The organism is Streptomyces sp. NPDC017890, from assembly GCF_044328675.1.
Taxonomy (GTDB): Bacteria; Actinomycetota; Actinomycetes; order Streptomycetales; family Streptomycetaceae; genus Streptomyces.
This window is the reverse complement of record NZ_JBIRHU010000053.1, coordinates 1-11,441: the sequence shown is the minus strand read 5'-3', so window position 1 is coordinate 11,441 and position 11,441 is coordinate 1. Positions and strand designations below refer to the sequence as shown.

Here is an 11,441-nt window from a genome sequence, read left to right as displayed (position 1 = left end):
CTGCGGATGCGACCTGCGGGCTTGACCCTCACCCCGGGGACAGACCCTACCGTCGAAGCCACCCCGCCAAGTCACCCGGCGCACACCACCGAAAACGCTGTGGCCCTGGACGTTTCCCCCAGATACCGGCCTGCCCCGGGTCCGAACCAGACAAGGAGCCCACACTCATGAACAGCCCGATCCAGCAACTCGCCGACCGTCTCAACGACACTCTCGGCACCGCTCATACCCAGCCCTGGCTGTGGCCGTCGCTGCTGCGGCTGCTCGCCCACGGCGAACCCGTAACCCTCGACCAGCTCGCCACCGCCACCGGCCGCAGCGCCGAGGAGATCCGCCACGCCCTACAAGCCATGCCCGACACCGAATACGACGAGCACGGCCGGATCATCGGCAGCGGCATCACCCTGAAGCCCACCCCGCACCGCTTCGAGACCGGCGGCGCGACGCTGTACACCTGGTGTGCCCTGGACACCCTGATCTTCCCCGCCGTCCTCGGCCGCACCGCCCAGGTAACCTCCCCCTGCCACACCTCCGGCACCCCGGTACGGCTCACCGTCGAACCCGACCGGGTCGCCCACCTCGACCCGGCCACCGCCGTCGTCTCGGTCGTCACCCCCGACGCCCCGGACTCCATCCGCACCGCGTTCTGCAACCAGGTCCACTTCTTCGCCAGCGCCGACGCCGCCCGAGGGTGGCTCGACACGCACCCGGGCGCCACCGTCCTGCCGGTCGTCGACGCCTACGCCCTGGGCCGCCCACTGACCCAGCAACTGTTGACAGGCGACACCCCGCCCAGCTGCAGCTGCTGACCCGACCCGCCGGCCACCCGAAAGCCTGGACATGACAGAACGGGTCGGTCTGTCCAGTGAGTTCCGAACGTGCTCAGTCGTCCTTGTCGGGGGCATCGGGATCGCGCAGGGGCCGGTGGCGGTCGCCGAAGTCGGGCAGGTGGAAGGCATAGTGGCCGTCGATGCCGATGTGGGCGCGGATGAACGCCGACAGCCGCTGCGCGTCGGTGTCGAGCACCGGATAGCCTTGGGCGCGTAGCTGTTCCAGAGCGCGGTTGGTGTAGAACGTATTCCACAGAACCGTGCAGTTGAGCACCAGCCCGAGCGCGGAGAGCTGATCTTCCATGCCCTCGTAATAGGTGCGGGTCATCTCCCCTTTCTTCCCGTGGTAGATGCGACGCCCCAGGTCGTGGCGGCCCTCGGTCAGGTTGGCCTGGGCCTTGCCTTCGCGCCGATACGGTTCGTCGTCGGCCAGGCGCAGGATGTGCAGGGTTTTGAAGATCCGCCCGTAGTGCGCGATCCCTTGGCCCAACGGGGTGGGGTTCCCGTCACGGGAGATCATGCGGGTGACGTCGTGAGCGGAGACCTCACACTCATGGATCGACACCGCGACCCGGCACATATCCTCCCAGTGCGCGGCGATTTTTCCTGTGTCGATTCGCCCCCGTGCGGCCTGGTTGAGCGGGCCGTAGTCGGCGCCCTGGTCGAACCGCCACAACCGCTGATCGGGCAGGTTCGCCAACTGCGGCCGATACCGCTTGCCGATCAAATGCACCAAACCGAACACGATGTCGGAATAGGAACCGGTATCGGTAATGATGGCCTCGGGCCGGCGGCCACCCTGCTGAAGCTGCACGACATCGATGAAGTTCAACGAGTCGCGTGGCGTGCCGGACACCACCTTGGCCGCCAGCCCGGCGGACTGGTCGTTGAGCATGTTCAACCAGGTAATACCCCGTTTACGGCCGAAGTACTTCGGGTTCGGTCTCGCATGGATCGTGCGGACCGGAACCACGAACCGCATGCCATCGACCGAGGCGAGCAGCCCACCACCCCACAGCTGCGCCAACTCGATCTCGGCTTGGGCCTTGACCAACTCCACGTTGGCCGCGGTCAACGTCTCCAAACGAACATAATTCTGATCGACGTGGTGCAGGCGGTCACGAGTCAGCGCGTCCACACCGGGGCTGGTCACCGGCTTGAAACCCACATTCATCGCATGCGCGCACAGCACCGCGGCGACCGACAACCCCAGATCGGCGACGCGGGCACCATTTCCCGAGGCGTGGGTGAACGACTCGGCGAACCCGGGCACCCACGACATGACTTCCAGGACCAGCTCGGGCAGGTCGACCTCGGGCACCATGGCCTGGACCCGCCGGCGCAGATCCACCAGCGACGGCGGATCCGGCTCCGCCTTCAACGAGGCGACATGCAGACGGCCATCCTCATCGACCGTCGCCGGACCGTCGCTATCGAGCCGCGCGACGACCTCACGGTAGGCGGTGTCCACCGCGGCAGCATGCTCGCCGAGCAACGAACCCGGATCATCGGGCAGGTTCAACGCGTTCATCCCGGCCTCACGGGAACGTTCCCACGCGGGCCCGGCCAGCAACTGGGCTCGCGGGTCACGCCATCGCGTCGAGTGCGGGGCAAAGATGTTGCGGTGCTTGAGATGTCGATGGAACTGCTCGAGCAGGCACAGCGTGTAGGCGGCCCGGTCGACAGTTTCCGGTGGGCGGCCCTCGCGATAGACCAGCCGCTTCCACCCGCCACCGATGAGATCGTGGTCGACCTGACGAGCATCGAGCCAGCTCGCGGACAGTTTCGACTTCGCCGACATCAACTCGGCGAGGGTCTTCATCGCCGCCAGCACCGCCGCACCGTCCGCGGTGGCCCCGAACACCACGGTGCGCATCATCGGTGGCAGGAACACCCGGACCGTGGCCAGGCGCCCCGCCAACTCTTCCAGGCGCTGCTCGTTCAACTCGACGTCATCCACCGGAACCAGCTCGTCGATCACCGCGACAGCGGCACGGAGCTCGCTCTTGGTCGCGGTGTTCTCGATCAGATCCCACATCATCTCCAAGCTCAGGTCCGGTTCGACCTCGGTCATCTCCAACAGCACCTTCACCGCCGCGGCGAGCTTGCCCGCATGACGCGACACCCGCGGATACCGGCGCAACTTCTCCTCACGCGATTCCCGCTCGGCCTTCGACATCAGATCCGTGACCATCAACAGGTCGAACAACTCCAGCACGTCATCGGTCGCTCGGCCCGACAGCACTTTCACCGTGGCCACCATCACCGCCACCCGATGCTGGCGGGGCTCGAGGCGCCGCAACGCAGGAGCCTTGCTCGACAATCCATAGGTGGCCAGACCAATCACCCGGCGCTGCGGAACCATCGACACATCCAGGGACTGCCCTCCCACCGCGATAAGCTCGGCGAGGCGGTCCAATGCCGCCAGCATCCCTTTGGAACTGGTCCGGAACACGCCCCGGCGAAGCCGTTCCAGCTCGCTGACACGGCGCTTGCCCTCGGGCGCGGTCAGCAACGCCAGCAGCGCTGAAGCCGAACCGGCGGTCAGTTGATCGGTCAGCTGACCCCACAACCGCTGATCAGCGGCCTGGCGACCCTCGGTGACCAAACGTTCCAACGTGCGCAGACCCGGCAGCAACGCCTGGCGTTTACGTAGCCAGTCGACCGCGCCGGCGAACATCGCTTTCGGTCCGTCGCCGGTCACCCACGCCTGGTCGGAGACCCACGCCGCCAACTCCGACTCGACCTCGCTGTACGAGGTCAACCCGTACTCGCGCTGGATCTCCCAGGCATGTTCGAGTTTGGTCTTGTCCCGCTCGGTGTACTGCTTCACACACGAGGAATCCTCGATACCCAACTGCTCGGCGAGATATTCGACCAGCTCCGGGGGCACGTCGAGCGGATCGGCCAGGAACATCCCGAGCTGCCGGACCGTCACGACCTGAAGCGCGAACCCTAACCGGTTGTAGTCCCGCCGCCGACCCGCGACCAGCTTCCGGTCTTCGTCATCGAGGTAGAAGAACCGTTCCAGCTCAACACGGGACAACGCCCCGAACCGGCCGTAGCCGCCCTCATCGGTCACGCCGACATGAAATCACCTACAGCCCAGCACCGCTCGATGTTTCCGTGCTTAGCGCCGGATTGGGCGGATCTGCTCCCCGACCCCCGATTTAGCCGAAACCCGACAGGTCCGCGAGACACGGTTCGGAACCCGTACCGCATTAACAAACCAATCAGTTTCATCATATTATTTATCTTGTGATATGATAAACCCGCTAAAGAAACATTTAAGGAAGAGGATAAAATGGAATATTCAAATATCGATGATCTCAAGTCAGAAGTAGACCAACTTGGGCTCGTAGTGGCCTCACTACAAGACTTGAGGGAAATGCTCGACTACCGGAAGCTTGGACCGCGCGTCCTAACTGAAGTAGGTACAACTTTGGCGGGAGTTGGTCTCGGGTACTACCCCAAGCAGACCATCGACAGCAACCCGCAGCCGCGACAATGGGAAGAAGTGCGCATATACGCAAAGAGTTCGGCTGTAGGGAAGGTGATCGACGCAGTTCTCGAACCGGGAGCATCGAACGATACTTTCCTTCTCGAAGTTGCCGATGCAGACGACGCGAAGGCTGCTGAGATCCTCGATCAGATCCGCACACTCATCGACGGTTAGATAAAAGAGCTTAGGCGCCGTGATCGCGACAGTTCCTTGCCGCCGGATGGGGACTTCCGCTATCGAACCGGAGGACGGATTTCATGCTTCGAAATACCCACAGAGCTGCGGACATCGGGTCCGGCCGCGAAGTTCGGTTGCGTTCTCCACTCCCACATAAGAAGTGCGGCGACACAGCACTGCTACCCAGGAAATGATCAAAACCCCGGTGACATGCACATAGTGCAGAGGCCGATCCGGGGTCTTCGATAATAATCCTACAGCACTTCCACATCAAAGCTCTACAGAACCGCCGGAGTGAGATGCCCAACCGTTCCACAGCCCTGATCCAGAGCCTGAATACACTGCTCACTCCCGAACGCCTCGCACCGTACAAGGCCGCGGCCGGAGACGACATCGAAGGTGCACTGGATCTCTACGAATGGAACAGTCGCATCAGCGCTGCAGTGTTCGAAGACCTCGGTTACCTCGAAGTCGCGCTACGCAACGCCTGCCACAACCAGCTCATAATCTGGAATCAGCGCGAAAACAACGACGTGCCTTGGTATTTCAGAACAATATTCGGCCAGGAATCCCAGAAGGACATCGAAAAGGCTCGCCGGCGCTCTACTCGAACTGCCGATGTTGCGGGTGTATTGGTACGACTCTGCCCGCAACGGGATCCCGGACGCGCAGCAGGAACGCATCGGCGAACTCCCGAAAGTGAAGCTCCGACTCGGACGGTTCGGCGTCAACGGCGAGCAGAAGGGCGTCGATCTTCGGATCGGCCTCGACCTGGTGGCCCATGCCCGCAACAGGGCATCCGATGTGTTCTTCCTCGTCTCCGGCGACGACGACCTCGCCGAAGCAGTCGAAGAGGCCCAGGTGCACGGAGTGCAGGTCCTGCTGCTCGCGGTACCGACCGCCGACGGTAAAGCGCACGGCGTGAGCCGGCATCTGGTCCGCGGCCGATGACCTCGACAACATCGACGGCGCGGCGCTCGATGCCGCAGTGGTCAAAGTCGATCGCCACCCCGGGCCGGCGCCGAGACCCCCGCACCGGCCGTCGATGTCGACGACGACCGCAGCGGCGGCGCACCCGCCCACTCGCACTCCCCTCGACCTCGCGAGGCCTCAGCACACCCCGACAACGCCGCGACCGACATCGGTTCTGGCGTACAGTGTTTCAACGGGATCGCCCGCCCACAACCCGCACGGGTACGGTGACGACAACGACGAGCACGGCCCACTGATCGACGACGTCGTCTCCCGCGTTCTCACAGCGTTTCAGGAAAGCGCGACCGGTGAGGACCAACTCGAACTTCAGGCGGCGCGGCCCTCGATTCCACCGGACATCGACCGCGCACTTCTGCGGGACGCCTGCGACGTCACCCAGAAGTACGACCTGGACGAGAAGATCCGATACCGGTTGCGGGCACGGTTCTGGACGAAGTACGACCACTCCTGCGCCACGCCGCGAAGCTGACACACACCGACCCCGACGAACACCAGAGCACCGGCGCGAAAAAATGCAGTGCTGCAACAGATTCCGAACACACTGGACTGTCGGTGGGTACTGTCACGATGTTCCCATGGACCCCCGTGATGAACCGTTGACCGTTCCCGACGACTGCGTTCGGTGGTGCAGCGCCCGCGATCAAGGTCTTGCGGTGCTCGACGACATGGCCCTCGTCGACCTCGACTGGTGGAACACCCGCCTCGATCGCCACCGGATCCCGGTGCGGATCGCCGGCCACGACCGCGACGGACACCAGATAGACACCGGGACAGCGTATCTGAGCCGCAGTGATCTTCAGTGCGAGAGCGGCACCCTCGAAGTCGACGGTTGGCGGGATCTGAGCGCCCTCTACCTGTGCGCGGCGTGGCTCTACGCGCACCCGCACCGGGGCCGGGCACGGCGCTTCGTCGACGTCCGCACCCCGAGCACCCCGGATCAACCGTTCCGGGTCATCACCGAAGCGTTCGCCGCGTGCGAGCGATCCCCGGCGCTGACCGACGCCGGCCCGTTCCGGCAATGGTCCGGATGGCCGAAAACCCCCGGCGTCGGGCCGTCACTGTTCTCGTTGTACTGCTGGGCCACCCACCCCGACAGCATCTGGCGACCGCAACTTCTCGATCAACAATCCGTGTCGACCCTGCTCCAGCACGGCTGGCTGGAAAACCCCTCGGTCCCCCAGTTCACCGTCGCCCGCTACACCCGCTACACCGACCTGCTCCACCACTGGGCCCGACAAGCCGACACCACCGCCGAACTCGTCGAAATGTGGCTCACCCACCACTGGCGCACACAGATCACCGACGCCGACCGGGTGCGCCGCGCTCACCGCAACAACACCTGAACCCACACCCGTCGAGGCACCGGAAAAGACGGGCCCACCTCCCCGAACAGTCTCAGCCGGCGAACGGGGGGCGGCGCGATCTCATCGGGACTGTAAGAACAACGGTGTAACTCTGAAAGGAGATACGCCACTATGACTGATGTGATTGATCGTGAGACAGAGACGAACTCGGCTCAGCCGGGTATCAGCGATGCGCGGCTCAAAGAGCTGGTCGAGCAGGCGCGAGCCGAAGGGCTGCAGTTGACCGGAGATGGTGGATTGCTGTCGAAGCTGACCAAGCTAGTCGTGGAGTCCGCGCTCGAAGGCGAGATGGACGACCACCTCGGATACGGCAAGAGCGACCCGGCAGGCAGGGGCAGCGGCAACTCCCGCAACGGTAGACGCACCAAGAACGTGTTGACCGAGGCCGGCCCGGTCGAACTCGAGGTGCCCCGTGACCGGGATTCCTCCTTCGAACCGAAGATCGTGGCCAAGCGGCAGCGTCGGCTCTCAGGCGTGGAGGACATGGTGATCTCGTTGTCATCCAAGGGTTTGACGACCGGTGAGATCGCTGCACACCTGGCCGAGGTGTACGGAGCCGATGTGTCCAAGCAGACGATCTCGACGATCACCGAGCGGGTGATGGAAGGCATGGCCGAGTGGCAGAACCGGCCGTTGGACCCTGTGTACCCGGTGCTGTTCATCGACTGCATCCACGTCAAGATTCGCGAGGGCAACGTCGCCAACCGGCCGATCTACGTCGCGATGGGGGTGACTGTCGACGGCACCCGCGACATCCTCGGATTGTGGGCCGGTGAGCACGGCGACGGGGAAGGGGCGAAGTACTGGCTTCGGGTGTTGTCCGAGCTGAAAAACCGTGGTGTGCAGGATGTTCTGATCGTCGTGTGCGACGGTCTCAAGCATCTACCCGACTCGATCGAGCAAGTGTGGCCACAGACCATCGTGCAGACTTGTGTGGTCCATCTTCTCCGTAACACCTACGCCTATGCCTCCCGCAAGGACTGGTCCGAGATCGCCAAGGACCTCAAACCCGTCTACACGGCGCCGTCGGAGCAGGCCGCGCTCGACCGATTCGCAGAGTTCAGTGACAAATGGGAGAAACGCTATCCCGCGATCATCAGGCTCTGGACCAATGCCTGGGCTGAGTTCGTGCCGTTCCTACAATTCGACAACGCCATCCGGCAGGTCATCTACACGACCAACGCCATCGAAAGTGTCAACGCCCGAATCCGCAGGGCTATCAAGGCCCGTGGACACTTTCCGACCGAGGCCGCGGCCTTGAAATGCGTGTATCTGGCCATCATGAGCCTCGACCCGAAAGGCACCGCCCGCCAACGCTGGTCCAACCGATGGAAGGCAGCACTGAATGCCTTCGAGATAACGTTCGACGGACGGCTGTCTGCCGGACGAAAGTAGTTAGAAATCAATCAATTACACCGTTTTCTGGACAGACCCATCTCATCCGATACAGTCCCAAGGTTCAGCGGCTGGGGAGCCGGCATCGGCCGACGGCCCGTCGGTATGGGGAAGGGGAGAGTCGGCTGTTCAGGGCATTGTGCGCAACCGCAGCGATAAGTCGAGGGAAATTCGCATTCTGTGCCCGCATGGTGGAACCGTTCGGACACGGCGTGCCCGGCGTGCCGAGCGGCGGTCGGCCCCTGGTTCTCGTTTTCCGCTCGGTACTGTTTTCGGCCTTTTCGACGTGAGGAATCGTATGTTCGCTGACCGGTTGAATATGTTGTTCGAGGATTCACCGCGACTCGGTCACCCCGTCACCCAAGCAGAGGTGGCAGACGATCTGACAGCCGGCGGCTGGCGTATGTCGCGGCCCTACTTGTCTCAGTTACGCCGAGGTCTGCGGACGAGCCCTTCTCCGGATGTCGTTGCCGTGCTTGCGGATTACTTCGGAGTCGATCACGACTACTTTTTTCGGCCGGCCGGCAGCGAGTCCACGGACGCGTCGGCCGTCATCGACCGGCTCGAACAGGGGCCGCTGCGGCGCTTGTTGTCCTGCGTGGACGGTCTTTCCGAATCGTCCGCAGGGCTGGTCCTCGACATGGCCGAACGTTTGCGGCGCGCAGAGAAGTGTCCGGCAATCACTGCGGGCGACGGGTGCCACCAAAAAAATCTGACGTCCGGCCGAAGGCGAGTCTGAGATTCACACACGACCACCGATACCGAAACCTCGCGCGGGTCCTGGGACTGGCGCCACCCATTTGGGTCGATTCCGATACGCCCAAGCTCCTGTTTCGTCGGTCGCTGTCGGGTCGGGTTTCTCGGTGCCGCCACACTTGGGGTCGGCTACATCGGAGGCTGCTGCTCTCGCTCGATCGGGATTTGTGAGCTTGTGGCCGTGACGGTCCTCGATTGTTCGGCACTATTGATCTCGACAAAGATGTGACGGCTTTGCCGCCCACGATCGGGAAAAGGGAGTTCACTGATGGGCATGGCGAGTACGGGGCCGCGCACGGTCGTGCCCTCGGGCGTTCGGAATGAGCTGTACGAAATTCTGCGGAGCGGTGGTCCTCGCACCGCCCGAGACCGAGCGACCCTGATTGGACTGGTGAGATGACCGAGCGCAACGGGACGTACGTCGTCGCCGACCGTAAACCCTTGCAACCTCGAGCCGAACGAACGCGAGGAAAACTCCTCGCCGCGGCAGCCGCACGATTCGACGCCGAAGGCTACACACTCGCCAACGTCAACACCGTCATCGCCGACGCCGAAACCACCAAAGGTGGAATGTACTTCCATTTCGCATCCAAAGAATCGATGGCGCAAAACCTCATCGAAGAATGGTCCCGCGCGGTGCACCACGCTTTCGCAGATGCCAAAGCGACCCGATCTACCGCCCTGGCGCAGGTGGAGATGATCTTTCGGATACTCGCCCGCCGCCTCGACGCGAACCAGATCCTCCGGGCCGGAATGAAACTCAGCCTCGAACCCTCGATCGAGGGCTCGCACCAGACCTACCTGCGGTGGGTAGAGAACACCGACGACCTCGTCGCACGCGCCATCGAGGCCGGCGACGTCCGTGAAACCCCGGCGGTACATCGACTCGCCTGGAACCTGTGGGCGGGAACAATCGGCGCCACACAAGCGATTCCCGCGGACTGCGACGAGGTCAGCCTGTCGACCCGAATCGACGATGCCATCGCAGCGCACTTCTCGTCCATCGCGACCAACCACATCTGACATCGAGACCGGCAACACCTCCGGCGAAGACGCGAACCGCGCCGGGTCGGCAAACCCCCACCGCGTGCTGCACCGCATCGGACAGCGTCGAGGGCATCGGAAAGGACGGGCACACCCGGCTTCCCCCGGGCGGTCTCAGTCGGCGGGTGGGGGTGCGCTCGAGGCGATATCGGATCGTCGCCGGATGATCGCATCGAGGGCATCGCACAGGCTGATGCTCTCCTGCAGCAGCTGCATGAGCAGTTGTTGGCTGTGCTCGTCCATCGTGCGGCCCTCCACCGCCATGATCGGGGTGAGCGCGGCGAGCTCCGAATCCGCCTGCGCCTCGGTCACACCTCGCTGTGCCGCCACTACCGCTCTCCTCTCGCTCCCTGATCCAGTCCACCGTCATCGACGGTGGCTCCATCCCATCACCATCAGTACATCGGTGGAGGGAACGACAGCGAGCCTGCCATCGTCGAGTGCTGATTCCACACCATTTTCGTGGACTCCGCGCGGGCCTGAAGCGGTACCACCCTGGCGGATCAATGCCCGGAACGGCCGGCTTCAAGCCTCCGCCGCGCCGGCGACATGGACGTCGACGACATGATTTCGTTCGGCCCACGCCGCACCTACCCGTCGACCCTTGTCGTGAACGGATCGGTGCATCTCACCCACACAGCGCAACTATCGGCGGACGTGCGCGGTACGGATGAGGTCTGCCACAGCGCGCCGGGTCCGGTCGTGCCGGGGGTCGTGGGCGAGGTCGCCGGTACGCACGCGCTCGGTGAGTGCGGCGATCACTTCCGCGCAGGCGCGGGGACTACCCAGCACGATGGGCACCGCCGTCTTCGGGTCCGGCGCAGCGGGGCTTTCGGTCCGGTAACTGATGAGGCCCACGGCATGCGGGGGGACGGTTCGGCGGAACGTCGCCCGCAGATCGTTGATACCCCGGTACAGCCGGTCGAGGTCGGTGAGGGCGACCTCGTCGGCAACGAGCCTGCGTTGCAGAGCGCTGAGCACCGACAGTGCCGCGTCGATGTCCTCGGCCGCGCGGGCCGCCGCGACGGTCGCGCTCATCCGCTCCGGAACCGGTTTCTCCACCACCCGCGTGTGGTCGCGGATCTGCAACCCGATCGCGCCGCGTTCGCCGGCGCGACGCTCCTCGGAGGCGAGTTTGCGGCAACGATCCGAACACCACCGGGCCGGCCGGCCACGTGGCTTGACGGTGACCGAGTTACCGCAGCGTGGGCACAGGTTCGGGTCCATTTCGTCAGCATAAACATTTCGTCGCCCGAAAACATTGTCAGTCTCGTCACCTGAATGCAAGAGGTGTGTGGCACCTGGGGCGAGCGAGAAAGAACCCTTCGGGATAGAGGGCGGTAGAGATCGGTAGAGATCGGTAGATGTGGGCAGAAGCGC

Annotated in this window: 11 protein-coding genes; 8 read left to right on the top strand and 3 right to left on the bottom strand. The window is 63.8% G+C overall.

Annotated elements, in window-relative coordinates; genetic code table 11:
* The first annotated feature begins 167 nt into the window (after positions 1-167).
* Complete coding sequence (gene merB, locus ACH4F2_RS34735; protein ID WP_050655203.1) at positions 168-809, top strand: organomercurial lyase MerB; 642 nt, start codon at positions 168-170, stop codon at positions 807-809.
* A gap of 73 nt (positions 810-882) precedes the next feature.
* Here the strand turns inward: merB and ACH4F2_RS34730 are convergent, their stop codons facing one another.
* Positions 883-3,912, bottom strand: coding sequence for a Tn3 family transposase (locus ACH4F2_RS34730; RefSeq protein WP_050655204.1), 3,030 nt, complete (start codon positions 3,910-3,912; stop codon positions 883-885).
* Between the two features lie 222 nt (positions 3,913-4,134).
* Between ACH4F2_RS34730 and ACH4F2_RS34725 the strand changes: the two genes are divergently transcribed.
* The 7 genes from ACH4F2_RS34725 (at position 4,135) to ACH4F2_RS34695 (ending at position 10,040) form a co-directional block, all read left to right on the top strand.
* The gene (locus tag ACH4F2_RS34725) at positions 4,135-4,506 is read left to right on the top strand and encodes a hypothetical protein (protein ID WP_351642795.1); all 372 of its coding nucleotides are present in this window, start codon (positions 4,135-4,137) and stop codon (positions 4,504-4,506) included.
* 621 nt (positions 4,507-5,127) lie between these two features.
* The gene (locus ACH4F2_RS34720) at positions 5,128-5,460 is read left to right on the top strand and encodes an NYN domain-containing protein (RefSeq protein WP_350834938.1); all 333 of its coding nucleotides are present in this window, start codon (positions 5,128-5,130) and stop codon (positions 5,458-5,460) included.
* Between the two features lie 94 nt (positions 5,461-5,554).
* Positions 5,555-5,971, top strand: a complete 417-nt coding sequence (locus ACH4F2_RS34715; RefSeq protein ID WP_350834936.1) for a hypothetical protein — start codon at positions 5,555-5,557, stop codon at positions 5,969-5,971.
* A gap of 106 nt (positions 5,972-6,077) precedes the next feature.
* The gene (locus ACH4F2_RS34710) at positions 6,078-6,845 is read left to right on the top strand and encodes a hypothetical protein (RefSeq protein WP_211919425.1); all 768 of its coding nucleotides are present in this window, start codon (positions 6,078-6,080) and stop codon (positions 6,843-6,845) included.
* A gap of 132 nt (positions 6,846-6,977) precedes the next feature.
* Entirely contained in the window at positions 6,978-8,261 is a 1,284-nt protein-coding gene (locus ACH4F2_RS34705) for an IS256 family transposase (RefSeq protein ID WP_003945410.1), read from the top strand.
* A gap of 298 nt (positions 8,262-8,559) precedes the next feature.
* The gene (locus ACH4F2_RS34700; protein WP_241199208.1) at positions 8,560-9,000 is read left to right on the top strand and encodes a helix-turn-helix domain-containing protein; all 441 of its coding nucleotides are present in this window, start codon (positions 8,560-8,562) and stop codon (positions 8,998-9,000) included.
* 413 nt (positions 9,001-9,413) lie between these two features.
* Positions 9,414-10,040, top strand: coding sequence for a TetR/AcrR family transcriptional regulator (locus ACH4F2_RS34695; protein ID WP_081377650.1), 627 nt, complete (start codon positions 9,414-9,416; stop codon positions 10,038-10,040).
* Positions 10,041-10,175: 135 nt separating this feature from the next.
* Here the strand turns inward: ACH4F2_RS34695 and ACH4F2_RS34690 are convergent, their stop codons facing one another.
* Positions 10,176-10,391, bottom strand: coding sequence for a hypothetical protein (locus ACH4F2_RS34690; RefSeq protein WP_073513685.1), 216 nt, complete (start codon positions 10,389-10,391; stop codon positions 10,176-10,178).
* A gap of 315 nt (positions 10,392-10,706) precedes the next feature.
* The gene (locus ACH4F2_RS34685; protein ID WP_073513684.1) at positions 10,707-11,288 is read right to left on the bottom strand and encodes a hypothetical protein; all 582 of its coding nucleotides are present in this window, start codon (positions 11,286-11,288) and stop codon (positions 10,707-10,709) included.
* Between the last annotated feature and the right edge of the window lie 153 nt (positions 11,289-11,441).